Annotated in this window: 21 protein-coding genes; 19 read left to right on the forward strand and 2 right to left on the reverse strand. The window is 46.8% G+C overall.

The annotated features are described in order from the left end of the window. The first annotated feature begins 80 nt into the window (after window positions 1-80). From QOX44_RS13775 to QOX44_RS13795, 5 genes are all read left to right on the forward strand, one after another. The gene (locus tag QOX44_RS13775) at window positions 81-1100 is read left to right on the forward strand and encodes a sugar ABC transporter substrate-binding protein (RefSeq protein WP_283683852.1); all 1020 of its coding nucleotides are present in this window, start codon (window positions 81-83) and stop codon (window positions 1098-1100) included. Between the two features lie 89 nt (window positions 1101-1189). Then, window positions 1190-2668 carry a sugar ABC transporter ATP-binding protein gene (locus QOX44_RS13780; RefSeq protein ID WP_283683854.1) on the forward strand — a complete coding sequence of 493 codons (1479 nt, stop codon included), beginning with the start codon at window positions 1190-1192 and terminating at the stop codon, window positions 2666-2668. 10 nt (window positions 2669-2678) lie between these two features. Next, entirely contained in the window at window positions 2679-3680 is a 1002-nt protein-coding gene (locus tag QOX44_RS13785; RefSeq protein WP_283683855.1) for an ABC transporter permease, read from the forward strand. 29 nt (window positions 3681-3709) lie between these two features. Then, entirely contained in the window at window positions 3710-5230 is a 1521-nt protein-coding gene (locus QOX44_RS13790) for a sialate O-acetylesterase (RefSeq protein ID WP_283683856.1), read from the forward strand. Between the two features lie 13 nt (window positions 5231-5243). Next, window positions 5244-7340 carry a glycoside hydrolase family 3 C-terminal domain-containing protein gene (locus tag QOX44_RS13795; protein WP_283683857.1) on the forward strand — a complete coding sequence of 699 codons (2097 nt, stop codon included), beginning with the start codon at window positions 5244-5246 and terminating at the stop codon, window positions 7338-7340. 197 nt (window positions 7341-7537) lie between these two features. Here the strand turns inward: QOX44_RS13795 and QOX44_RS13800 are convergent, their stop codons facing one another. Continuing rightward, entirely contained in the window at window positions 7538-8707 is a 1170-nt protein-coding gene (locus QOX44_RS13800; RefSeq protein ID WP_283683859.1) for a ribose-phosphate pyrophosphokinase, read from the reverse strand. 128 nt (window positions 8708-8835) lie between these two features. After that, a complete protein-coding gene (locus QOX44_RS13805) occupies window positions 8836-9240 on the reverse strand; it encodes a DUF3783 domain-containing protein (protein WP_283683967.1) in 405 nt (134 codons plus the stop codon). Window positions 9241-9417: 177 nt separating this feature from the next. Between QOX44_RS13805 and QOX44_RS13810 the strand changes: the two genes are divergently transcribed. The 14 genes from QOX44_RS13810 (at window position 9418) to acsE (ending at window position 25108) form a co-directional block, all read left to right on the forward strand. Continuing rightward, window positions 9418-10809 (forward strand): DUF512 domain-containing protein, encoded by a 1392-nt coding sequence (locus QOX44_RS13810; RefSeq protein ID WP_331488411.1) that lies wholly within the window; start codon window positions 9418-9420, stop codon window positions 10807-10809. Continuing rightward, on the forward strand, window positions 10802-12127 hold the full coding sequence (gene der / locus QOX44_RS13815; protein ID WP_283683860.1) for a ribosome biogenesis GTPase Der: 1326 nt from the start codon (window positions 10802-10804) through the stop codon (window positions 12125-12127). The genes QOX44_RS13810 and der overlap by 8 nt, the downstream gene beginning before the upstream one ends. A 3-nt stretch (window positions 12128-12130) precedes the next feature. Then, entirely contained in the window at window positions 12131-12784 is a 654-nt protein-coding gene (gene plsY, locus QOX44_RS13820; RefSeq protein ID WP_283683861.1) for a glycerol-3-phosphate 1-O-acyltransferase PlsY, read from the forward strand. Window positions 12785-12822: 38 nt separating this feature from the next. Continuing rightward, window positions 12823-13827 carry an NAD(P)H-dependent glycerol-3-phosphate dehydrogenase gene (locus QOX44_RS13825; protein ID WP_283683862.1) on the forward strand — a complete coding sequence of 335 codons (1005 nt, stop codon included), beginning with the start codon at window positions 12823-12825 and terminating at the stop codon, window positions 13825-13827. 289 nt (window positions 13828-14116) lie between these two features. After that, window positions 14117-14539 carry a cobalt transporter gene (locus QOX44_RS13830; RefSeq protein ID WP_283683864.1) on the forward strand — a complete coding sequence of 141 codons (423 nt, stop codon included), beginning with the start codon at window positions 14117-14119 and terminating at the stop codon, window positions 14537-14539. A 29-nt stretch (window positions 14540-14568) separates the two neighbouring features. Beyond that, the gene (locus tag QOX44_RS13835; RefSeq protein WP_283683866.1) at window positions 14569-14751 is read left to right on the forward strand and encodes a CooT family nickel-binding protein; all 183 of its coding nucleotides are present in this window, start codon (window positions 14569-14571) and stop codon (window positions 14749-14751) included. A 70-nt stretch (window positions 14752-14821) separates the two neighbouring features. Next, window positions 14822-15748 carry a methylenetetrahydrofolate reductase gene (locus QOX44_RS13840; RefSeq protein ID WP_283683867.1) on the forward strand — a complete coding sequence of 309 codons (927 nt, stop codon included), beginning with the start codon at window positions 14822-14824 and terminating at the stop codon, window positions 15746-15748. Between the two features lie 91 nt (window positions 15749-15839). Then, window positions 15840-16610: an ATP-binding protein gene (locus QOX44_RS13845; RefSeq protein WP_283683868.1), complete on the forward strand. Its 771-nt coding sequence runs from the start codon at window positions 15840-15842 to the stop codon at window positions 16608-16610. Between the two features lie 43 nt (window positions 16611-16653). After that, a complete protein-coding gene (cooS, locus tag QOX44_RS13850) occupies window positions 16654-18546 on the forward strand; it encodes an anaerobic carbon-monoxide dehydrogenase catalytic subunit (protein ID WP_283683869.1) in 1893 nt (630 codons plus the stop codon). 59 nt (window positions 18547-18605) lie between these two features. After that, window positions 18606-19376, forward strand: a complete 771-nt coding sequence (locus QOX44_RS13855) for an ATP-binding protein (protein WP_283683870.1) — start codon at window positions 18606-18608, stop codon at window positions 19374-19376. Between the two features lie 13 nt (window positions 19377-19389). Further along, on the forward strand, window positions 19390-21522 hold the full coding sequence (acsB, locus tag QOX44_RS13860) for an acetyl-CoA decarbonylase/synthase complex subunit alpha/beta (RefSeq protein WP_283683871.1): 2133 nt from the start codon (window positions 19390-19392) through the stop codon (window positions 21520-21522). Window positions 21523-21913: 391 nt separating this feature from the next. After that, window positions 21914-22855, forward strand: coding sequence for an acetyl-CoA decarbonylase/synthase complex subunit delta (gene acsD, locus QOX44_RS13865; protein ID WP_283683972.1), 942 nt, complete (start codon window positions 21914-21916; stop codon window positions 22853-22855). Window positions 22856-22885: 30 nt separating this feature from the next. Beyond that, entirely contained in the window at window positions 22886-24235 is a 1350-nt protein-coding gene (gene acsC / locus QOX44_RS13870; protein ID WP_283683872.1) for an acetyl-CoA decarbonylase/synthase complex subunit gamma, read from the forward strand. Between the two features lie 87 nt (window positions 24236-24322). After that, a complete protein-coding gene (acsE, locus tag QOX44_RS13875) occupies window positions 24323-25108 on the forward strand; it encodes a carbon monoxide dehydrogenase/acetyl-CoA synthase methytransferase subunit (protein ID WP_283683873.1) in 786 nt (261 codons plus the stop codon). Window positions 25109-25183 lie beyond the last annotated feature (75 nt).

The following is a 25183-nucleotide window of genomic DNA, read 5'->3' on the forward strand; positions in this document are numbered from 1 at the left end:
TTTTTTTATTATAGGGTTATCGATATACTAATATCACAAAGTTCAATTTCAAAAAAATTATGAAACAGGAGGAAGAAAGAATGAAACGGAAATTGGTAAGCGTGGTTTTGGCACTTAGCATGGCGTTGGGAATGATGAGTGTCAGTGCTGGAGCAGAAGAGGAAACAGAGGTATCGACAGAAAAGGTTACTACGATTAACGGAGAAGAACTGACAAAGATCGGTCTTTCCGTGGCGGCAATGGATAATGAATTTACGACCAACCTTGCAGATAGCCTGGAAGCAACGGCAGAAGAGTATGGTATTGAATGCGTAGTAGCACAGGCAGATCAGACAACAGCAAAGCAGGTGGAGCAGATCGAGAACATGGTGGCATCTGGTGTACAGGCAATCTGCGTTATTCCGGTTGACTTAAATGGTATTCTGGATGCGCTGAAAAATGCAAAAGACCAGGGCGTTGTTATTTCTATGTGCGGATGTATTCCGGAAAGCAAAGATAACTACGATGTAGTGGCCAATGTAGAGCAGTATGATCTTGGAAAATCGGCTGCACAGGCAGCTGCAGACTGGATTGATAGTACTTTCCCGGATGCAGAAGACGGAAGCATTGAAGTTGTACTTCTGACATTGAATAATACGGAAGAAGCAATTAAGAGAGCAGAGGGACTTAGGGAAGTAGTCAATTTGACATCAAAAGCAACTATCGTAGAGGAATACGATGCGACAGGAGTATCTTCCATTCCAACAAAGGCACAGGAATTTACAGAGATGGCACTTGTTTCTCATCCAGATGTAAAATGTATCCTTACATACTCCGACTTTATGGGACTTCCGGCAGACGAAGTTATTATGCGGACACCGACTGTTGATCCGGCACAGTTTGGAATTTTCGGATGTGACTATTCCTCTACAGGATGTGAAGCAATCCAGAAATCAATCAATAACGAAAGTACTTACAGAGGCTCTGGTGCCTTTGGTGTAACTTTTGGAAAAACAATGTTTGATACAGTTATTGGTGCGGTTGAAGTGGATGAAGCAGGCGTATACTACGAGCCGACATTCTTCATAAATGCAGATAATGTAGCTGATTACCTGAAGTAAACCGAAACAGAGTGTGGTTTAATTTGTAGAGGGATGTTGAAAAATATCCCTCTATACATTTAAAAGAATGAACAGCGAGGTATGATGGAATGGGTAAAATACTTGAGCTTGAGCATGTCAGTAAATTATATCCCGGTGTTGTTGCACTTGATGATGTCAGCTTTTCAATAGAAGAAGGACAGGTGCACGCGCTGATGGGTGAAAATGGTGCAGGAAAATCGACACTGATTAAGGTGATCAGCGGGGCAATCAAACCGGAGCAGGGAACAATTATAATCGGGGGAGAGCGCTATCAGTCACTGACACCGGCACTTTCTAAAGAAAAAGGTGTGGGTGTGATTTATCAGGAATTCAATCTGGTACCGACGATGTCGGTTGTAGAAAACATATTTTTAGGTGAAAGAATTGGTAGTAAGATCACGCCGGATTTTAAAAAAATGCGGGAAATGGCACGTGAGATTTTTGATGAGTTCGGTGTAGAAATTAATGTAGATGAGATGGTCAGCGAATTGACTCCGGGAAAGCAGCAATTAGTAGAGATTGCGAAGACGCTTACCAGAAATGTGAAATTGATTATTATGGATGAGCCAAGCGCCTCAATTTCGGTTGCGGATGTAAAAACGCTGTTTGAAATTATTGCGAAATTGAAGAAGAAAGGCGTAACCATTATATATATTTCTCACCGCATGGAAGAAGTATTTGAAATTGCTGATGTAGTCAGTATCATGCGCGACGGGCATTATATCGGAACCTGCGCTATGAAAGATGTGACAAGAAAAGAACTGATTACGATGATGGTGGGACGAGAATTAAATGAATCTTATCCAGAAAGAAATATTCCGAAGGGGGAATGTGTGTTAGAAGTAGAGCATCTTTATGGAAATGGCGATAGAGATATTAGTTTTTCTTTGCATCAGGGGGAAATTCTTGGGATTGCAGGTCTTGTTGGTGCGGGCAGAACAGAACTGGCAAAAGTAATTTATGGTGCGGCAAAGATGGATCACGGTACGATTAAGGTGGATGGAAAAACGGTTAAAATTCGCACCCCACATGATGCGATTGAAGCAGGTATTGGCTATATTCCAGAGGATAGAAAAAACGAAGGCGCATTTCTTGAATTCCCTATTGATTGGAATATTTCTATTATGTGTCTGGAAAAATATTCTAGGCGAATGGTTGTGGAAGTAAAGAAAATTGAAGAATTAGTAGAAGAATTTCAAAAGAAATTAGGAATTAAAGCGCCATCCATTAAACAGTATGTGAAAAATTTAAGCGGTGGAAATCAGCAGAAAGTTGTGGTAGCAAAGACGCTGGCAACGAATAGCCGCATTATTATTTTCGATGAGCCGACAAGGGGAATTGACGTCGGTGCAAAGCAGGAAATTTATCAGTTGATGAATGCAATGGTACAGCAGGGAATTTCGATTATTATGATTTCTTCAGAAATGGAAGAACTGATTGGTATGAGTGATCGTATCATTGTTATGCATGAAGGCAAGCTTGCTGGTGAACTCGAGAAAAAGGACTTTTCGCAGAATAGAATTCTTGAATATGCATCAGGAATGTAAGGAGGATCTCATGAAACTGAACAAAAAATTTAGTGCAAGCGAATTTTTACGAAACAATATGGCATGGGTATTATTAGCGGTATGCTGTTTGATTTTCGGAGTAATTTCTCCGAACTTCTTTTCATTAGTTAATATCATTAATATTCTGAATCAGAATGCATACATCATCATTACGGCATTGGGAATTTCTTTTATTATGATGTCTGGTGAGGTGGATATTTCGGTTGGTTATGCGATTTCTTTAAATGGTGTTGTGATTGCGCTGCTGATGACGAAATTTGGGATGTCCCCAGTGGTGGCTGTGATAGTAGCTGTTTTGCTTGGCATTGTACTTTGCTTGGTAAATATGCTGATTGCTTATAAATTGAAGTTGCAGCTTTTTATGGCAACGGTTGGTACATCAACAATTTTTCAAGGACTTGCGTTTGTTATGACACAGTCTAAAACAATTTCCAATCTTCCTCCGTCTTTTAAAATTATTGGACAGGGATATATTGGGATTATTCCAATTCCGGTAGCAATTGCGCTTGTATTGTTGATTGTGGTGAGCTTTATTTTAAATAAAACATATGTGGGGCGTTATGTTTTTGCGATTGGAGGGAATGTTGAAGCTGCAAGGCTGGCTGGTATCAATGTATTTGGTATGAAAATTTTCATTGCATCAATTGCAGGTTTTATGACTGGTATCGGTGCAATTATTCTTTCCGCAAGGCTCGGCTCGGTAACAGCGAATATGGGAACAGGACTGGAATTTACGATTATTACAGCTGTTTTGCTGGGCGGTGTTAGTGTGCGAGGCGGTGAAGGAAAGATCTCAGGTGTAGTTGCAGGTGTATTGATTTTGGCGATTCTTTCTAATGGTATGCAGCTGGCGAGACTGGATGTATATTATCAGTTTGTAGCAAAAGGTATTATCATGCTGGCGGCAATCGGTTTTGATGTATATCAGCTTAATCGTAGAAAGAAAATTACGATTAAAACCCAGGGAGGCAAGGAAAACATAAAAGACTAAAAATAACAGAACATGGAAGAGGCGCAATTATGGAATGGGGACATCGGATAATCAGCAATGGAATGGTTCTGCAGCAGGAGGAGGATTTTATACTGACAGGTGCAGCCGCGGACGGCGAACTTGTGAAAATAACGTTTGCAGAAGAAGAAAAAGAAGTATTTGGTGAACGGGGAAGATTCTGTGTGCGTTTTGAAAAAATAAAAGCAGGCGGCCCTTTTTCACTCACAGTAACACGCGGTGGGTATCGTGAAACAGTAGAAGATATTCTGGTTGGCGATATTTATTTTATGAGTGGTCAGTCAAATATGGAACTGGATATCAATTGGGTTTATTATAGTTTTCAAAAAGAAATTGATGAGACGTATTGCGATGCCATCAGGCAGTTTAAGGTGCCGATTTCGTATGATTTTACACAAGAGTGGTCGGATGTTTCCGGTGGTGAATGGAAAAAAGCGATTGGTGAAGATAAAAAAACGTTTGGTGCACTCGGATTTTTTATGGCAAAGAAATTATATGAAAGATACAGGGTACCGATCGGACTGATTCAGACAGCGGTGCCAGGATGCCCGATAGAGTCTTTTATGACGAAAGAAAACGCAGAGAAATTTCAACAGGTTGTTTTGGATGAAAAATGTGTTTCGCAGGAAGCAATGCGTAAGCAGAAAGAGAAAGAAGAACATGACTGGGAAATGCGTGTGCAGGAGATGCTGCGTGCAGACGATGATTTTCCGCAGGGGAGCTGGAAGCGTACGGTGATACCGTTTTTACGAGAAGAATCACAGGATTCGCAGGCAGGGATTTATGAGTTTCGTAAAATGGTTGAATTAGAAAAAAAACCGGAAAAAGATGCTGTGCTGAAGCTGGGGCTTTTAATCGAGGCAGATGTTACATACGTAAACGGTAAGATGGTAGGGAAAACCGATTATCAGTATCCCCCCAGGCGTTATATAGTACCACATGGATTACTGCACGCAGGTAAAAATGAAATCATAGTAAAAGTAATTGTAACAAATGGCATTTGTCGATTCTGGGAAAAGTTAGAATATTCTCTTGAGGTAGACGGAACGATAATTGATCTGACGGGAGTCTGGCAGATGCGAAAAGGAAAATTTTCCTCAGAGGGATTTTTTAAAAAAACTTTTTGGGAATATCTTCCGTATGGTGTGTATAATGCTATGCTTGCACCTCTTATGGAAATTCCGGTCAAAGCATTTCTGTGGTATCAGGGAGAGAGTAATACGGGGGATCCGGAAAATTATTGTAAAAAATTTGCTGTTCTTATAGAGCAGTTTCGAGAGGCAATGAAGCGGCCGGATCTGCCTGTTTATTACGTACAAATTGCATATTATGAAGATCCGGCAGATGTGGACGGAAATGGATGGAAACAATTACGCAGAGAACAGGAAAAAGCTCAGATGCTTCCGCATGTGAATATGACAGTGTCGGGCGATGTTGGTTCTCCAACTGATTTGCATCCGCAGAATAAAAAAGTCATTGGAGAGCGTATAGCGCAGCAAATTATAAAAAACACAGAAGCAGAGCAGAAATAAAAAGGAGAAAAAATTGGACAGAAGAGAAGCAAGACAGAAAGCAAAGGCGTTAGTAGCGCAAATGACATTAGAAGAAAAAGCTAGTCAGTTACGTTATGATGCACCGCCTATCAGACGGCTTGGCATTCCGAGATATAATTGGTGGAATGAAGGCCTGCATGGTGTAGCAAGGGCAGGACAGGCAACGATATTTCCACAGGCTATAGGTATGGCGGCAACCTTTGATACAGAGTTAATGAGCGAAATGGCAGATGTTGTTGCAACTGAGGGACGGGCAAAATATAATGCGTATGCAGAGAAAGATGATCGCGATATTTATAAAGGTTTAACCTTCTGGTCGCCGAATGTAAACATTTTTCGTGATCCAAGGTGGGGCAGAGGACATGAGACATATGGAGAAGATCCTTATCTGACAGAATGTATGGGGGTTGCGTTTGTGAAGGCTTTGCAGGGAGACGGAGAAACTATGAAAGCAGCTGCATGCGCTAAGCATTTTGCGGTACACTCCGGTCCAGAGTCAGTGAGGCATGAGTTTGATGCACGGGTTTCACAAAAGGATATGGAAGAAACTTACCTTCCGGCATTTGAAGCACTTGTAAAAAACGCAGATGTAGAGGCAGTCATGGGCGCGTATAATCGCACAAATGGAGAACCTTGTTGTGGAAGTGCAACTTTACAGAACATTTTAAGAAAACAGTGGGGGTTCCAGGGGCACTTTGTCTCAGATTGTTGGGCTATCCGTGATTTTCATGAACATCATATGGTTACGAGAAATATGGCTGAGTCGGCGGCGATGGCGATTAACAATGGCTGTGATTTGAATTGTGGAAATACCTATCTTCATATTTTGAAAGCATATCAAATGGGGTTAGTTACGGAAGAGACAATTACAGAATCTGCAGTACGTTTGTTTACAACGCGTTATCTGCTGGGAATGTTTGAAGGCAGTGAATATGACAATATTCCATATACGGTGGTAGAATGCTCAAAACATTTGGCACTGGCAGAAAAAGCAGCGCAGGAGAGCTTTGTTCTACTGAAAAATAATGGCATTTTACCGTTGGATAAAAATTCGATAAAAATCCTTGGGATCATCGGACCAAATGCAAATAGCAGAGCTGCCCTGGTTGGCAATTATCACGGAACAGCATCTGAATATATAACACTTCAAAAAGGAATACAGGAGTATCTTGGGGATGATGTACGGATTTTAACATCTGTCGGTTGTGAGCTGTTCCGTGAAAAAACAGAAAATCTGGCATTGCGGCAGGATCGTCTGGCTGAGGCGGAAATTGTAGCGAAAAACAGTGACGTGGTAGTTCTTTGCCTTGGTTTGGATGAAACATTGGAAGGCGAAGAAGGTGACACGGGAAACAGTTACGCTTCTGGAGACAAAATGGAACTACAATTGCCGAAAGTACAGTGTGAGCTGATGGAGGCGGTGGCAAAATATCATAAACCGGTTGTACTCTGTTTGATGGCAGGCAGTGATATCGATATGCGGTACGCATCGGAGCATTTTGATGCAATTTTAATGCTCTGGTATCCAGGCGCGCAGGGCGGCAGAGCGGCGGCAAAGGTACTTTTTGGAGAAATATCACCATCTGGGAAACTACCGGTTACGTTTTATAATACATTGGAGGAATTACCGGCCTTTGAAGATTATTCTATGCGGGGCAGAACATATCGCTATATGGAGCAGGAAGCACAGTATCCATTTGGCTATGGGCTGACGTATGGTGACGTGGAGATCAGAAATGCGGCTGTGCAGACAGCGGGAGAGAATGTTTTTGTGGAAGTGGAGGCGGTTAATAATGGTGCGTATGATACACAAGAGGTTGTGCAGGTCTATGTGAAAAATCTGGATTCAATACACGCAGTAAAAAATCCGTTCCTGACAGGCTTTGCAAGGATGTCCCTAAAGTGTAACGAACATGGCAAGATACGGATTCCCATATCGAAAAAGGCATTTGAAATCGTAGATGATACTGGAACCCGCAGAGAAGAAGGCTCCCATTTTAGATTTTATGTTGGTTGCAGCCAGCCAGATACAAGAAGTACAATGCTTACAGGAAAGTGTCCGGTGGTGTTGGAATATAATAAGTGCTAAAAAGAGTATTAGATTTTTTATAGGAAAGATCACCTGGGGTGTTCTCTTGCGTAATCATACAGTCAAAATTGTGGTTGAAAAGCAACTTTCTCACATAAAATGGGACTTGTTACTTGAGAACCTATAAAATAGGAGCAATGTTTGTCTGAATGAAGAATCGGACAGATATTGCTCCTGGTTAAAATATGCGGGACTGTTTATTTGCGTACTTTGATAAGCAGATCGTTGATTTTGTTTGTCGGAGATTCGATCTTGCTCAGTGTCTCATCGTGATTTAAGGACTCGATGATCGAAGCAAGGAATTTCGTCATATCTGCCTCTACATAATATGGCTTTGTAAAAAGCTCCGGATCCCGGTAGTTCAGGTTTGTCGTAACAACCTTGGAAATATATCCTTTTTCGTAGTACTCATCAAACTTGGCAAAGCCATCTGTGAACAGTCCAAAGGTGGTGCAGACAAAGACGCGTTTTGCGCCGCGTTCCTTGATCTGTTTTGCGACGTCAAGCATACTGTCACCGGAGGAGATCATATCATCTACGACGATGACGTCCTTTCCCTTGACCGAGTCACCGAGAAACTCGTGTGCAACGATCGGATTTTTGCCGTTTACGATCGTAGAATAGTCGCGTCTCTTATAAAACATACCCATGTCAACGCCCAGAATATTAGAAAAGTATACGGCGCGGCTCATTGCTCCTTCGTCCGGACTGATGATCATGAGATGATCGTTGTCAATGATGAAATCCTCTGCGCAGTCGAGCAGTGCTTTGAGAAACTGGTAGGTCGGCATAAAAGAATCGAAACCATTGAGCGGGATCGCATTCTGTACGCGTGGATCGTGTGCATCAAAGGTGATGATATTGGACACGCCCATATCTACAAGCTCCTGAAGTGCGAGAGAGCAGTCAAGAGATTCTCTTTTTGTACGTTTATGCTGCCGGCCTTCATACAAAAATGGCATGACTACGCTGATGCGCTTTGCCTTTCCGGTAGCGGCTGATATGATACGCTTGAGATCCTGATAATGATTGTCCGGAGACATGTGGTTTTCAAAGCCGCAGACGGTATAGGTGAGGCTGTAATTGCATACATCAACAAGAATGTAAAGGTCCGCGCCGCGGACGGAATCATTGATATGTCCCTTTCCTTCGCCGGTACCAAAGCGCGGGCAGTGGCAGTCCAGCAGATAAGAATCTGCGATATAGCCCGGAATGGCAGCCGCTGCGCTATTGTGCAGGCTGGCTTCCTTTCTGGATGCGACAAGGCAGCTGTCGACGGCTTTGCCGAGGTTGCGGCAGCCCTCCAGTGCGGCGATCTTGAGTGTGCCAACAGGTAAAATGTGATCCATTCGCTTGAAATCAGACATGTTTTCCTCCATCTATTAAAGAAATTTTACATACTTTTTCATAATATTTATATCATTTTACAAATGGTGCGTCAAGAATAATGGCGCAATTTGCCGAATATCGACGCATTTAAATAGTGCGGCCCGGATCAGACAGACGGATGCTCTGCTTTTATCTGCCGTGTCATTTCTTCATGTTCTTTTTTGATTTCTGCATAAAGCTGCCAGAAACGCCACGAACAGTTGGTTGGTGTGATGACTGCCTTCAGCGCCACGCTGGCATGGATCTTTCGCAGCTCACGCAGCAGCTCGTCCAGCCGCTCTTCGCTGAAATTATAAAAAATCAAAACTTCATCCTGGATTACCGGACGGAACTGAAACTCATTCCAGCCGGTTTCGCTGTACGTTTCAGCTTCTTTTATACCGGCCAGGGCGCCGACGGTTTCGTTTACCTGCTCTGGCAGGATGTCTCTGATGCGGATGCCAAGGCGTGCTACAGTCTCCTTTACAAGGCGTGCCTTTGCCGGGTTTTGTGTATTATAATACATCACCATCTCTTTCACAGTTATAGTCTCCTTTTTGCAAAAATATAGTTATGGTTCTTTTCGTTCTGTTTTTTATCATAGCAGTTTTCTCTTTTTGATTCAATAAAAAGAGAGTGTCTTTGTGAACCCGGGACTGCTGCAAGGTTGCATTTTGCGGCGGAAAATAGTATACTCACGATAAATATTGTGAAAGACAGGCAGGATGAAGAGATGAGGAATACAGAGCATAAGATAAAAGAGATCATACCGGGCAGTATTGCCGAGGAGCTGGAGCTGGAGGCAGGAGATACGCTTGTCTCGGTGAACGGACAGGAGATAGAGGATGTATTTGACTACCATTACTATATGAATGACGAGCTTGTGACGGTGCTTGTGCGAAAGCCTGACGGGGAAGAATGGGAACTGGAGATAGAGAAGGAATACGAGGAGGATCTGGGTATCGTCTTTGAGAGCTCGTTGATGGATGAGTACCGCTCCTGCCGGAATAAGTGTATTTTCTGCTTTATCGACCAGATGCCAAAGGGGATGAGAGAAACCCTGTATTTTAAGGATGATGATTCCCGGCTGTCTTTTTTGCAGGGGAATTATGTGACGCTGACGAATATGAGCGACCATGATATCGACCGTATCATCCGGTATCATTTGGGTCCGATCAATATCTCCTTTCATACTATGAATCCGCAGCTTCGCTGCAGGATGCTGAACAACCGTTTTGCGGGAGATATTTTTCCTAAGGTAGAGCGGCTGGCTGCCGCGGGGATCGAAATGAACGGTCAGATCGTGCTCTGCAAGGGCGTCAATGACGGAGAGGAGCTGGAGTACTCTCTGGAGCAGCTTACACAGTACCTGCCTGCGCTTCGCAGTGTTTCGGTTGTGCCAGTAGGTCTGACAAAATTCCGGGAAGGTCTGTATCCTCTGGAGCCGTTTGATCAGGAGGATGCGAAAGGTGTGATTGACTGTATCGAAAGATGGCAGAAAAAGATTTATGACAGGTACCGCCTTCATTTTGTGCATGCTTCGGATGAGTGGTATCTGCTGGCAGGACGCAGCCTCCCGGAGGCAGAGCGCTATGACGGGTATCTGCAGCTGGAAAACGGTGTCGGTATGCTGCGTCTTTTGCATGAGGAGACGATGGAGGCGCTGGCGGAGAGGGCCGAGGATGCCGGTCAGGGATCTGACGGCGGGCGCGTGAGGGAGATTTCCCTTGCGACCGGAATGCTTGCCGCGCCGTACCTGAGGCTTTTGTATGAAGAGATCAGAAAAGAGTATCCGCAGGTAAGGCTGCATATCTATGAGATAGAAAACAGATTTTTTGGAGAACGGATCACCGTATCCGGGCTGCTTACAGGTCAGGATCTGATCGCGCAGCTGGAAGGGAGAGCACTTGGGGAGGAACTTTTGCTTCCTGTCAATATGCTGCGCAGCAGGGAAGAGGTTTTTCTGGACGATATTACAGTCAAAGAACTGGAAAGTGCTTTACAAATAAAGGTTCGTATTGTAGAATCAAGCGGATATGATTTTGTGGAGGCAGTGACGGGAGTGCCGCTGCCGCGAAAAAAGGAGGAGTTTGATGAGTAAGCCGATCGTTGCCATTGTCGGACGCCCGAATGTAGGGAAGTCTACGCTGTTTAATGCGCTGGCGGGTGAGAATATCTCGATTGTAAAAGATACGCCGGGCGTGACGCGCGACCGGATCTATGCGGACGTGGAATGGCTGAATATAAGCTTTACGATGATCGACACAGGAGGAATTGAGCCGGACAGCAGTGATGTGATCCTTTCTCAGATGCGGGAACAGGCGCAGATCGCGATAGATACGGCGGATGTGATCATTTTTATGGTAGACTGTAAGCAGGGGCTCGTTGATGCGGATTCCAAGGTGGCAGATATGCTGCGCCGTTCGCACAAGCCGGTCGTGCTTGTTGTCAATAAGGTTGACAGCTATGAAAAGTATATCGCAGATGTCTATGAGTTTTATAATCTCGGTATCGGAGATCCGTATCCGATTTCGGCGGGGAACCGTCAGGGACTTGGAGATATGCTCGATCAGGTAGTATCGTACTTTGATAACGCTGAGGGGGAGCAGGAGGAAGATGATCGTCCCAGAGTTGCGATCGTAGGGAAACCGAATGTCGGGAAGTCCTCTCTGATCAACCGGCTGATCGGAGAAAACAGACTGATCGTATCGGATATTGCAGGAACGACGCGGGATGCCGTTGATGCAGATGTTACATGGAATGGCAGAGAGTACGTGTTTATTGATACGGCGGGACTGCGCAGAAAAAATAAGATCAAGGAGGATCTTGAGCGCTACAGTATTATCCGTACCGTGACAGCGGTGGAGCGCGCAGATATTGTCATACTGATGATCGATGCCTCTGAGGGCGTGACGGAGCAGGATGCAAAGATTGCCGGAATCGCACACGACAGAGGAAAGGGTATTGTGATCGCAGTAAATAAGTGGGATGCGATCGAAAAGAATGATAAAACGATCTACAAGTACACAAATGATATCCGTCAGGTGCTGTCGTATATGCCGTATGCGGAGATTGTTTTTATCTCGGCGCAGACCGGTCAGAGAATCCCGCGGCTCTTTGAGACGATCGACATGGTGATTGAGAATCAGTCGATGCGGGTAGCTACGGGCGTGCTCAACGAGATCATGGCAGAAGCGGTGGCGATGCAGCAGCCGCCGTCGGACAAAGGAAAACGCCTGAGGCTTTACTACATCACACAGGTTTCTGTGAAACCGCCGACCTTTGTTATTTTTGTCAATGATAAGCAGCTGATGCATTTTTCCTATACAAGATATCTGGAAAACAGGATCCGCGATACATTTGGATTTAAGGGGACTTCTTTAAAATTCATTATAAGAGAACGAAAGGAAAAAGAATAGATCATGGAACGTTTGGTTTGTCTTGTGATCGGATATGTGTTCGGGCTGTTTCAGACGGGATATATTTACGGGCGGCTTCATGGGATCGATATCCGCAATTACGGCAGCGGAAATGCGGGGACAACGAACATGCTCCGCACGCTCGGTACGGGCGCCGGGGCTGTCACGCTGCTCGGGGATGCGTTTAAGTGTGTCATCGCAGTGATGGTGACTAGAATGATCTTTCGGAGTACACAAGGGGATATTTTGCCTCTGCTTGGACTTTATACCGCAGCGGGTGTGATCCTTGGCCATAATTTTCCGTTTTATCTGCATTTTCGCGGAGGAAAAGGGATCGCAGCGACAGCAGGGCTGATCCTTTCTATGGATCCGATTATGACGCTGATCGCTCTTGCGGTGTTTGTGGCCACATTATTTCTGACTCACTATGTTTCTCTGGGTTCCCTGCTCGTCTATATCTGTTTTATGGCAGAGCTTCTCGTTTTTGGACAAAGCGGCGCCTTCGCAATGGAACAGAGATATCTGAATGAAATGTATATACTGGGAGGCTTCCTTATGCTGCTGGCATTCTGGATGCATCGCCAGAATATCAAAAGGCTTTTGCACGGAGAAGAACGCCGCACCTATCTGTTTAAGAAAAAAAGTGAGACAAAGTAATGCAGTGCGGTCGGTGCAGACCGGGAACAGGAGGAGATATGGCAAAGGTTGGAGTGATCGGTGCAGGAAGCTGGGGGACGGCTCTTGCGATCCTGCTAAGTGATAATAAAAATGACGTGATACTGTGGTCGCATCGGGAAGCTGAGGCGGAGAAGATCAGGCGTACGAGGGTGACGGCAAAGCTGCCGGAGATCACGCTGCCGCCGCAGATCCGCGTGACTGCAGATCTGGCAGAGGCTGTCGGGGACCGGGAGGTGCTGATCCTTGTCGTGCCTTCAGCATGCGTAAGAGAGACGGCCCGGAAAATGCAGCCGTATGTTGCGCCGGGGACGGTGATCGTCAGCGCATCTAAGGGGATCGAGGAGAGCACGCTTATGACGATGACCGATATTGTCGAAGCGTGTATCCCGCAGGCACGCGCGGCGGTGCTTTCCGGTCCAAGCCATGCGGAGGAGGTCGCCAAAGGGCTTCCGACTGCCTGTGTTGTGGGCGCCAAAGAGGAGGAGACTGCGCGCAGCCTTCAGAAGCTTTTTATGAGTCCGTGCTTTCGGGTATATATCAGTCCGGATATGCAGGGAATCGAGCTGGGCGGTGCTCTGAAAAATGTGATCGCGCTCGCGGCAGGGATTGCTGACGGGATGGGGTATGGAGATAATGCAAAGGCAGCTCTGATCACGCGGGGGATGGTAGAGATCGGACGCCTTGGAATAGCGATGGGAGGAAAGCTTGAGACTTTTTCCGGGCTTACCGGGATCGGAGATCTCATCGTGACCTGTGCCAGTATGCACAGCCGCAACAGGAGAGCAGGAATACTTCTCGGGAAAGGGTACTCGATGGAAGAAGCCATGGAGGAAGTGAACATGGTCGTCGAGGGAGTCTATTCTGCGAAGTCGGCTATGAAACTGTCAGAGAAATACCATGTGGAGCTCCCGATCATTGAGCAGGTAAATAAAGTCCTTTTTGAAGGGAAGGACCCCAAAACGGCAGTTGCGCAGCTGATGCTGCGGGATAACAAGCAGGAAAATTCTGTGATCCCATGGTGATTCCAATTTAAGAAAAATTTAACAAAGTCTGGAGAAAAACGGGAAAAATCTGTGCGGTGCAGCGCTGTGATCCCGGACCGGATACAGGCAGAAGGAAAAAATAAAAGTACGGCGGCAGGATATATGACAGATCCTGCCGTATTTTTTTGTGAAAAACGAAAAAGTTTTGAAAAAAATACACGCCAATTGTTGTGGATAAAAACAAGATATGCTATAATACAACCAAATGTCATATACTATCTTGGCATGTGAAAAAAATAACAAACATTTGCGGAAAGGAGAGCTGATAATGCATTTGATTCACGATGAAAATGGTAATCTCTGTGCTCATACCCATGATCACGAGCATCCGCATACTCATACGTATGAACATACGCATACGCACAGCCATGAGCATGGTCATGAAAATGAACATGAGCATACGCACGATCATACAGAATGTGCACAGAGCGCTTGTGAGAGTGGATGCGGCGGGTGCGGACATGACCATTCGCATGAGGCGCAGGCACCGCAGGGTGACAAGATGGTCGCATTGCTTGACTATATGCTCAAACACAACGAGCATCATGCGGCAGAGCTTGATCAGGTGGCTGAGAATCTGCGCAGAGCCGGCAAAGATGCGGCGGCAGAGCAGATCAAAAAGGCGGTGGATGAATTCCAGAAAGGAAATCTTTACCTGGGACTTGCTCTGGCATCTGTAAAAGAAAATTAGAAAAACACGCAGGCGAAGGAGGTGTTTTTATGTGTCTTTCAACTGCATATAAGACAAGTGATCCGGACTGTGTGCTCATGGAGTATATCAGCAGGATTGATGTGGACGGAAACCAGATCACGCTGACAGACGTGATGGGGGATACCAGGACGATCGAGGGAACGATCGCGATGGCAGATCTGACCGGCGGTGTCGTAAAGATCAACTGCTGACCAGAGGACCGGAAGCATATGGATTTGGTAGTAAATAAATATTTACATAAAAAAGTGGAGGTAACTAAAAATGGCAAAAGTAAAATTATCAGAAATGATGAAAGAAAAACAGCTTCTTTCTTTCGAGCTCTTCCCGCCGAAGACAGATAAGGGTATGGAGAATCTTCCGGGAACGATCGGACACCTGTGCGAGTTCCAGCCGGAGTACATTTCCTGTACATACGGTGCAGGCGGAACAAATGTTGGAAAGAACATGGATGTCTGCAAAATGATCCAGGATGCAGGTACGATTCCGGTAACACATTTCACATGTATCGGAAATACACGCGAGGGTATCAAGGAGCAGCTCCAGAACTACCTTGACAACGGTGTGGACCATATGCTGGCACTGCGCGGCGACCTTCCGTTTGGATGGACAGGTACAGGCGGAGACTTCAAGTACGCAACAGATCTCGTAGCTTTTGTACGCAAAGAGTTCGGCGACAAGATCGAGATCGCTGTAGCAGGATCTCCGGAAGGACATATCGCATGCCGCAGCCTTGAGTCTGATATCGCAGTGCTCAAGCAGAAACAGGACAACGGAGCAGACTACATCATGACACAGCTTTGCTGGGATATGGAGCAGTTTAAGCGCTGGCTCGACGCGATCCGTACAGCAGGCGTAACAATGCCGGTAGATGTAGGTATCATGCCGATCCTGGATCAGGCAGCTACGATCAACATGGCTCTGTCACGTAACGCATGCGTAATGCCGCGTGCACTGTGCGAGCTGATCTCCAAGTACTGGATCTTCCCGAATCCGTTTGACAAGGAGCCGTTCGATGCAGCAGTTGATCAGAAGAAGGCTGACTTTAAGAAGGCTGGTATCGAGTACACGATCAAGCAGATGGATGAGTACCGCGCACTTGGTATCAACGGTATCCATCTGTACGCTCTGAATAAGTGGAAAGACGTAACGGATATCATCAACGAGTCCGGTATCAGAACATTAGTATAAGACCAGACGCAGCTTTTGCTGCAGATGACTGCATGGCAGACCGGCTGTGTACTGCCGTGCAGTCTGAAATATTGAATATCAGGAGGCACACATGGCACACGTAATAGCAGTTGCAGGAAAAGGCGGAGTAGGAAAGACAACGCTCTCCGGGATGCTGATCCAGAGCCTGTGCAGGATGGGGAAGACGCCAGTCCTCGCAGTCGATGCGGATGCAAATTCCAATCTGAACGAAGTCCTTGGCGTTGAGGTTGATATGACGCTGGGCGATATCAGGGAAGAGGTTGCTCAGGCAGAGAACAGTCTGAAAAATCCTATTCCCGCAAGTATGTCAAAGGCAGACTATATGGAAGTCATGTTTCAGCGCTGCCTTGCAGAGGATGATGATTTTGACCTTCTCGTGATGGGGCGTACGCAGGGCAAAGGGTGTTACTGCTTTGTCAATGGTCTGCTGCAGACCCAGCTCCAGAAGCTACTCCCGAATTACAAGTACATGCTTGTGGACAATGAAGCGGGAATGGAACATATCAGCCGGGGCATCCTGCCGAAGGTAGATACGATCATTCTTGTCAGTGACTGCTCCAGAAGAGGCGTGCAGGCTGCCGGAAGGATTGCAGAGCTTACAAGAGAATGCAATATGAATCCGAAGACGATCGGACTGATCGTGAACCGTGCGCCGGAGGGCAAACTGAACCAGGGTACAATGGAGGAGATCGAGAAACAGGGACTGACACTCCTTGGCGTTGTGCCGCACGATGATCAGGTTTATGAATATGACTGCGATGGAAAGCCGACAGTCGGCCTGCCGGATGATTCACCTGTCCGCGTGGCGCTCGAAGAGATCATCAAAAAGCTTTCCTTATAATGTAGCTACACCCATTAATTAAGAATATTCAAGGAGGTTTATAATGGGAGACTTTAAATTAACGACAGTGGAAGAGTTTGAAGCTGCTACCGAACGGCTTCTGGAGACCGGAAAAAAGGTTGGAGCAGATGCATGGCAGTATCGTGTAAAGAACCAGACTCCGCACTGTAAATTCGGTGAGCAGGGTATCTGCTGTAGAATTTGTTCCATGGGACCGTGCCGTATCACACCGAAGGCACCGAGAGGAATCTGCGGATGCGACGTTCATGGTATCGTTGCACGTAACTACCTGAAATTCACAGCAGGAGGAGCTGCTACACATTCTGACCACGGTCGCGAGATCTGCCATACACTCTACTGCACAGACCCGAATGGCGCTTACAAGGTAAAAGATCCTGAGAAGCTGATCCGTATCGCAAAAGAGTGGGGCGTAGAGACAGAGGGTAAGGACATTTACGATCTGGCTCATGAGATGGCGCTTAAAGCTCTGGAAGAGTATGGAAAGCCGTTTGGCAACCAGAACTTCATTAAGAGAACACCGCAGCATACACAGGATCTGTGGAAGGCTCAGGAGGTTGCTCCGCGTGCGATCGACCGCGAGGTATCTTCTTCCTTACATATGACTCATATGGGATGTTCTTCCAAGCCGGAAGCACTGATCCGTCAGTCCCTGCGTGTAGGTCTTGCAGATGGATGGGGTGGTTCCATGGCAGGTACAGAGTTCTCTGACGTGCTCTTTGGTACGCCGAAGCCGATCGATACAGAGGCAAACCTTGGCGTTATGAACGCAGAAAACGTAAATATCGTTGTGCATGGACATGATCCGTCACTGTCTGAGATGGTTTGTGAGTATGCAGATGATCCGGAGATGATCGCATACGCAAAAGAGATGGGCGCTAAGGGCATCACAGTATCCGGTGTATGCTGTACATCCAATGAGGTTGCAATGCGCCGTGGTATCCCGATGGCAGGTAACTTCCTGCAGCAGGAGAATGTCGTACTGACAGGTGCGTGCGAGGCGATCGTCGTTGACGTTCAGTGTATCTTCCCGGCACTCGGGCCACTGAGCAAATGCTTCCACACAAAATTCATCACAACTTCTCCGATCGCACAGATGCCGGATTCCGAGTTTATCCAGTTCTCACCGGAAAATGCGGATGAAAATGCAAAGGCGATCGTTAAGCTTGCTATTGAAAACTTCAAGAACAGAAAGCCGGAGCTTGTTCATATCCCGGATATGAAGCAGAAGGCAACAGTAGGTTACTCCTTAGAGGCAATTGTTAAGGTACTGGATGGCGTTACAAACTCTCAGGTAGATACGCTTGGCACAACAAAGCCGCTGATCGAGTGTATCACATCTGGTGTTCTGCGCGGTGCTGTGGCAATGGTAGGCTGCAACAACCCGAAGGTACGCCCGGATACAGCACATATCGAGCTTATGAAGAAGCTGATCGCAAACGATATCATCGTGGTAGCTTCCGGATGTTCTGCACAGGCTGCAGCAAAAGCAGGTCTGATGGATAAGAGAGCAAAGGATCTGTGCGGTGCAGGACTGAAGAGAGTCTGTGAGCTGGCAGATATCCCGCCGGTACTCCACATGGGCTCCTGTGTAGACATCAGCCGTATGATGAACCTGGTTGCAGAGCTTGCTAAGGATTCCGGCCTGAACATTTCACAGCTTCCGGTTGTAGGCTGTGCTCCGGAGTGGATGTCTGAGAAGGCAGTATCTATTGGTAACTACGTAGTAGCAACCGGTATTGATACATTCCTCGGTGTTGACCCGTATGTGAGCGGTTCTTCTGAGGTTGCAGAGCTTCTGACCGGCGGAATCAGAGACTGGGTAGAGGCAGCTTATACAGTAGAAACAGATATTGAGAAGCTTGTTGATAAGATGATCGACAGAATTGAAGAGAAGAGAGCGGCAATCGGTATCTGATGACTGTTTGGAACGGCTGCCGGTTTCGACAGAATATAGAATTATGAGGTGACTGGATTATGAAGATTGCTATTACCGGAAAGGGCGGTGTAGGAAAGACAACATTTGCGGCGACGCTCGCAAGAATGTATGCAGATGAGGGGAGATCTGTTCTCGCTGCGGATGCAGATCCAGATGCGAATCTTGGTCTTGCACTCGGATTTTCCGAGGAGGAGCTGGATGAGATTATTCCGATCTCAAAGATGCGTAAGCTTGTAGAAGAGCGTACCGGTGCGGATGAGTTCAACAAGATCTTCAGAATGAACCCAAAGGTCGATGACATTCCGGATAAATACGCGAAGGTCTGCCACGGAGTCAAGCTTCTCGTGCTTGGCACAGTAGAGACCGGCGGGAGCGGCTGTGTCTGCCCGGAGCATGTGATGCTCAAGCGCATTATCAGCCATCTGATGCTCCGCAGCAATGATGTCGTCGTGCTTGATATGGAAGCAGGGCTGGAACATCTTGGACGGGGCACAACAAGCGGCATGGATGAGTTTGTTGTTGTGATCGAGCCGGGTGCCAGAAGCGTGCAGACCTATAAAAATGTCAAACGTCTGGCAAATGACCTTGGTGTAAAGCAGGTGCGTGTTGTGGCAAACAAGGTGCGCAGCGAGGACGATGAGGCGTATATCCGCTCAAAGATCCCTGCAGAGGATCTGCTCGGTTTTATCCATTATAATTCCGAGGTGATCGATGCGGACCGCCAGGGACAGTCGCCTTATGATTTCAGCCAGAAGCTGATCGAAGAAATTCGCAGCATAAAAGAAAAAATAGATCAATCGAACAATTAGTGGAGGTAGAACAGTGACTTTATTTGATATTGCTTTTAGCGGAAATGATACTGTATACGGATTGACAGAAGGTGCAATCGATGCAGCCATTGCGCAGTATGGTGCTGACAAGGCAATTGCTTTTCCGGATACAGCATACAGCCTGCCGTGCTACTACGGAGTAACAGGTACCAAGGTAGGAAACCTTGGCGAACTGAAAGAGGCACTCGGCGTAGTAAAGACTCTGATGACACGTGAGAAAAGATTAAATGACGTATTCATGTCAGGCGTGGCTACAGCTCTGTGCGCAGAGTTTCTTGAGGTGCTGAAATACATTGACGGTGCGACACCGTACGAGGCTCCGTGCTACGGACATCTCGGCGATGCTACGATCCGTGAGCTGGGCGTACCGCTCGTAACAGGCGACATTCCGGGCGTAGCTGTTATCCTTGGAGCAGCTCCGAGCGCAGAGGAAGGCGTTGCTCTTGTAAAGAGCTATCAGGCACAGGGTATCCTGGTAACACTTGTCGGCGGTATCATTGACCAGTGTGAGGAGCTTGGATACAAGACTGGTGCCAACGTACGTGTGATCCCGCTTGGAAAAGATGTGACATCCGTTATCCACGTTGTATCTGTTGCAGTAAGAGCAGCCCTGATCTTTGGTAACATCAAGGGCGGAGACGCAGCAGGCCTGATGGAATATACATTCAAGCGCGTGCCGGCATTTGTAAACGCATTCTCACCGCTTGATCCGGTGATCGTAGCATGCGGTGCAGGAGCGATCGCACTTGGTTTCCCGGTAATCACAAACGAGACTTCCTTCCCGAATATCAGCGTTCCGAAGAGCCTGATCGTACAGCCGGATGTAAGCAAGTTCAATGCTACATCTCTTGAGGCGCGTGACATCAAGATCAAGATTACAAACATTGATATTCCGGTAGCATTCGCATCTGCATTCGAGGGCGAGATCATCCGCCGCGGTGATATGCAGGTAGAGTTTGACGGATCCAGAGTAGACTGCTTCGAGCTTGTTACAACAAAGGACGTAACAGAGGTAGAAGATCACAAGATCGAGCTGATCGGACCGGATATCGATGAGTTCGAGGTAGGCTCCAAGCACTCCATTGCTTACGTGGTAGAGGTAGCAGGAAAGAGTATGCAGTCCGACTTTGAGCCGGTATTCGAGCGTAAATTCCACTCTTACTTAAACTGCGTAGAGGGTATGATGCATACAGGACAGCGTGATATGATCCGTATCCGTATCAGCAAGGACACCTTCAATGCAGGCTTCCGTGCAAAGCACATCGGTGAAGTTCTTTATGCGAAAGTAAAGAGTGAGTTTGCTGCTGTTGTTGACAAGTGTCAGGTTAAGATTTATACAGATGCAGAGCAGTGTACCAAGCTTCGTCATGAGCTGGCTATTCCGTCATTTGACAAGCGCGACGAGCGTCTGAATACACTGACAGATGAAGGCGTAGACGTATACTACAGCTGTATCATGTGCCAGGCATTCTCCCCGAGCCACGTATGTGTGGTTACACCGGAGCGTCTCGGACTTTGCGGTGCCGTTTCATGGCTGGACGCAAAGGCAACGAACGAGCTGGATCCGCAGGGACCGTGCCAGGTGATCACCAAGGAAAAAGTAATCGATGAGCGTATCGGTGAGTATGAGGACGTAAACGAGGCAGTTCGTAAGTTCTCTCAGGGTGCTCTTGAGGATGTATCCCTGTACTCTATCATTGAGAAGCCGATGACCTCCTGCGGATGCTTCGAGTGTATCTGTGGTATTGAGCCGCTTTCCAACGGTGTATGTATCGCAAACCGCGAGTATGCAGGAATGACTCCGATCGGAATGACCTTCCCGGAGCTTGCTTCCATGACAGGCGGCGGTGTTCAGACACCAGGCTTTATGGGACATGGTAAGCACTTCATCGCTTCCAAGAAGTTCATGAAGGCAGAGGGCGGAGTTGCCCGTATCGTATGGATGCCGAAGGATCTGAAGGAGCAGGTAGCAGAGCGTCTGAACGCAACAGCAAAAGAAATGTACGACATCGACAACTTCACAGATATGATCGGTGACGAGACAGTTGCAGAAGATCCGGAAACACTGCTGGCATTCCTTGAAGAGAAGGGCCATCCGGCACTCTCCATGGAACCGATGATGTAACACCGAGGAAGGAAAGGACGCTTGCGTACTTTCAACCGAGGTGTCAGCGAGAAAATCAGAAGGTGTGTTACACCGGCAGACGTGCCTGCACGGCTGGATTTTCGAGCCAGGGGATTCGCCAGCGAATCACCGTATGATGTTCACAGTTTGGGAAGTCGCTTGCGGGTTCCCATACGAGAACAGCATGATTTTTTAACGAGGAAAATGTGTAACATTTTTCGAGTCTGACAATGAGATGCAAAGGTGAAGCATTCAGGCTAGCGAATCACAATATTAATATTATTTTGTGTATCACCCCGGCTTTGCCGGGTATCAAATAAACCAGCAAACATACAGTCCTGCGTTTACCCGATGCAGGACTGGTATGGAAAAACAAGGAGGTAATGTAGAAATGCCGTTTACTGCAAAATCAGGAAAATTCAACGCAAAGATCAACACAGTTGAAATTGGCACTGGCGACAAAGCGATTAAAATTGGTGGAGAGAACGTACTTCCGTTTTATACATTCGACGATGCGATCGAGAATGCACCGAAGGTAGGTATCGAGATCACAGACGGCGGTCTGGACAATGAGCCGGAGTGCGTAAAAAAATATTACGAAGGCTGCGCAACAGTTGTTGATATGGCAAAAAAAGCCGTTACATTTGAGGGCGTTGATTTCCTCAGCATACGTTTGGAAGGCGGAGATCCGAACGGAGAGAACAAATCTACGGAGGAGCTGGTACAGCTCGTAAAGGACATCGCAGAAGCAGTTGATGTTCCGCTTGTAGTTTGCGGATGCAAGCACGTAGAAAAGGATGCTGAACTTCTGGACAAGGCAGCAGCAGCTCTGGAAGGAAAGAATGCAATGATCCTTGCAGCAAAAGAAGAGAATTACAAGACAATCGGTGCTTCAGCAGGTCTTGCTTACAAGCAGATCGTTGGCGCTGAGTCAGCCGTTGATATCAACCTTGCAAAACAGCTTAATGTACTGCTTACACAGCTTGGTGTAGATGGCAAGAGCGTAGTGATGAATGTTGGTACAGCAGCAGCAGGATATGGTTTTGAGTACGTTGTATCTACAATGGATCGTGTAAAAGCAGCAGCTCTGTCACAGGGCGATGCAACACTGCAGATGCCGATCGTTACTCCGGTTGCTTCCGAAGTATGGGGCGTAAAAGAGGCAATGGCTTCTGAAACAGATATGCCTGAATGGGGATGCCAGGAGGCTCGTGGCGTTGATATGGAAATCGAGACTGCAGCGGCAGTTCTTGCAGCAGGTTCAAACGCTGTGATCCTGAAACATCCGGAATCTGTAAAGACGATCAAAACACTGATTGCGGAATTAGCATAAGAACTGTGAAGCATAAGGAGGAAAAAAGATATGGCACTCAAAGGTCTTGATATTTTCAAACTGTCACCAAAGAAAAACTGTAAGGAATGCGGCAGCCCGACATGTATGGCGTTCTCTATGAAGGTCGCACAGGGCGCAGTATCCATTGATGCATGTCCGTACTTCTCAGAAGAAGCAAAGGCTGCCATGAGTGAGGCAACAGCTCCGCCAATGAAGACGATCAAAGTCGGCGCTGGCGAGAACGAGATGTCACTTGGCGGCGAGACAGTTCTGTTCCGTCATGAGAAGACTTTCGTAAGCAAGACAAGATATGCGGTATCTCTTTGCAGCTGCATGGATGACGCAACAATCGATGCAAAGCTGGCAGAGATCCCGAAGGTAGATTACGAGCGTATCGGTGAGAGAATGTTCGTAGAGATGGTATATGTAAACTATGCTGCAGAGGCAGGAAAGGACAAATACCTTGACCTCGTAAAGAAAGCGGCAGGACTTGGCCGTGTTCTGATCCTCGGATGTACAGACGCTGAGGTGGCAAAAGAAGCAGTTGCCCTTGTAAAGGATACAAAGCCGGTATTAAACGGAGCAAACGCTTCCAATTACGAGGCAATGAACGCAGTAGCTACAGAGGCAGGCGTAGTACTTGGCGTACAGGGCGCTGACATCAACGAGCTGTATGACACTGTGGCAGCACTTGAGAAGCTTGGCAATAAGAATCTGCTGATCGACTGCGGCACGACATCGATCAAAGATGCGTTCACAACAGCAGTTCAGTTCCGTAAAGCAGCGATCAAGGACAGCAACCGTACATGCGGTTACCCGTCTATCGTAAATGTAGCAATGCTTGCAAAGGGCAACGCTCACCTGCAGGCAGCACTTGCTTCCCTGTTCACGATGAAATATGGTTCTATCGTAGTTATGGAGCAGATGACATACGCTGAAGCACTTCCGCTTTACGGTCTGCGTCAGAACGTATTTACAGACCCGCAGAAGCCAATGAAGGTTGAGCCGGGCATCTACCCGTTAAACGGTGCAGATGAGAATTCTATCTGTGTAACAACAGTAGACTTTGCTCTTACCTATTTCGTAGTATCCGGTGAGCTGGAGCGTTCTGGTGTTCCGATGAACCTGATCATCAATGATGCCGGCGGACTTTCCGTACTGACATCATGGGCTGCCGGTAAGTTCTCATCAAGCTCCATCGCAAAATTCTTCCAGGAGCAGGATATTGAGGGCAAGATCAAGTCAAGAAGACTGGTTATCCCGGGTAAGGTAGCTGTACTGAAGGGCGAGCTGGAAGCAAAGCTTCCGGGATGGGAGATCATCATCGCTCCGAACGAGGCAGTTCAGCTTGTGAAGTTTATGAAAGAGATCACAGCATAAGCTACATAGCGCTTGCAGTACTTCAGAAAGTGCACAGAGCATCTCTGGCTGCGCTTTCTAAAAATAATACAAATAAGGAGAATGACAATGGGCAAATTTATTACAATCGGCGAAAGACTTTCTACGACTGCTCCGGCAGTAAACAAGGCTTTTACGGAGAGAGATCCGGAACCAATCATCAAACGTGCAAAACAGCAGCTTGACGCAGGCGCTGTTTATCTTGATGTAAACATCGGACCGGCAGAGTCAGACGGTGAAGAGCTGATGAAGTGGGCAGTAAAGCTTCTTCAGAGCGAGTTTGACAACGTTCCGCTTGCACTGGATACTTCCAATAAGAAAGCAATCGAGGCTGGTATCTCTGTTTACAATCGTTCCAAAGGAAAACCGATCGTAAACTCTGCCGATGCAGCAGGAAGAATCGAGTACGTTGACCTTGCAGCAGCAAACGATGCAATCGTTATCGCTCTTTGCAATGGTGAAGGTATCGCTGCAGACAATGATGAGCGTATGATGTTCCTTCAGACACTTCTGGAGAGAGGTATGGAGCACGGCATGGAAGAGACAGATCTGTGGTTCGATCCGCTGTTCCTTGTTGTAAAGGGAATGCAGGACAAGCAGCTGGAGATCCTTGAGTTTATCAAGATGATCTCTGATATGGGTCTGAACTCTACAGGAGGACTTTCCAATAACTCCAACGGTATGCCGAAGCATATCCGTCCGATCATGGATTCCGCTCTCGTAGCAATGGCTATGATGCAGGGTCTTACATCTGCGATCGTAAACCCGAATGATCTGCGTCTCATGGAGACAATCAAGTCCTGTGACGTATTCAAGGGTAATACGCTGTATGCAGATTCTTATCTTGAGTTATAATTTTATTTAAACTTTTGAACGGTGTCATAACAGAAACAGGCAGTGCAGGAGGGATTTTTGCCCGGAAACAGTTTT

The sequence above is a fragment of the Parablautia sp. Marseille-Q6255 genome, assembly GCF_951230155.1.
Lineage (GTDB): Bacteria > Bacillota > Clostridia > Lachnospirales > Lachnospiraceae > Choladousia.

Excerpts from the sequence above, each read along its gene's own strand:
- acsE (WP_283683873.1), top strand. The coding sequence starts at position 24,323 with ATGGGCAAATTTATTACAATCGGCGAAAGACTTTCTACGACTGCTCCG.
- plsY (WP_283683861.1), top strand. The coding sequence starts at position 12,131 with ATGGAACGTTTGGTTTGTCTTGTGATCGGATATGTGTTCGGGCTGTTT.
- QOX44_RS13845 (WP_283683868.1), top strand. The coding sequence starts at position 15,840 with ATGGCACACGTAATAGCAGTTGCAGGAAAAGGCGGAGTAGGAAAGACA.
- acsD (WP_283683972.1), top strand. The coding sequence starts at position 21,914 with ATGCCGTTTACTGCAAAATCAGGAAAATTCAACGCAAAGATCAACACA.
- QOX44_RS13775 (WP_283683852.1), top strand. The coding sequence starts at position 81 with ATGAAACGGAAATTGGTAAGCGTGGTTTTGGCACTTAGCATGGCGTTG.
- QOX44_RS13805 (WP_283683967.1), bottom strand. The coding sequence starts at position 9,240 with ATGGTGATGTATTATAATACACAAAACCCGGCAAAGGCACGCCTTGTA.
- QOX44_RS13780 (WP_283683854.1), top strand. The coding sequence starts at position 1,190 with ATGGGTAAAATACTTGAGCTTGAGCATGTCAGTAAATTATATCCCGGT.
- cooS (WP_283683869.1), top strand. The coding sequence starts at position 16,654 with ATGGGAGACTTTAAATTAACGACAGTGGAAGAGTTTGAAGCTGCTACC.
- der (WP_283683860.1), top strand. The coding sequence starts at position 10,802 with ATGAGTAAGCCGATCGTTGCCATTGTCGGACGCCCGAATGTAGGGAAG.
- QOX44_RS13825 (WP_283683862.1), top strand. The coding sequence starts at position 12,823 with ATGGCAAAGGTTGGAGTGATCGGTGCAGGAAGCTGGGGGACGGCTCTT.
- QOX44_RS13830 (WP_283683864.1), top strand. The coding sequence starts at position 14,117 with ATGCATTTGATTCACGATGAAAATGGTAATCTCTGTGCTCATACCCAT.
- QOX44_RS13855 (WP_283683870.1), top strand. The coding sequence starts at position 18,606 with ATGAAGATTGCTATTACCGGAAAGGGCGGTGTAGGAAAGACAACATTT.
- QOX44_RS13835 (WP_283683866.1), top strand. The coding sequence starts at position 14,569 with ATGTGTCTTTCAACTGCATATAAGACAAGTGATCCGGACTGTGTGCTC.
- QOX44_RS13800 (WP_283683859.1), bottom strand. The coding sequence starts at position 8,707 with ATGTCTGATTTCAAGCGAATGGATCACATTTTACCTGTTGGCACACTC.
- QOX44_RS13785 (WP_283683855.1), top strand. The coding sequence starts at position 2,679 with ATGAAACTGAACAAAAAATTTAGTGCAAGCGAATTTTTACGAAACAAT.
- QOX44_RS13840 (WP_283683867.1), top strand. The coding sequence starts at position 14,822 with ATGGCAAAAGTAAAATTATCAGAAATGATGAAAGAAAAACAGCTTCTT.
- QOX44_RS13790 (WP_283683856.1), top strand. The coding sequence starts at position 3,710 with ATGGAATGGGGACATCGGATAATCAGCAATGGAATGGTTCTGCAGCAG.
- acsC (WP_283683872.1), top strand. The coding sequence starts at position 22,886 with ATGGCACTCAAAGGTCTTGATATTTTCAAACTGTCACCAAAGAAAAAC.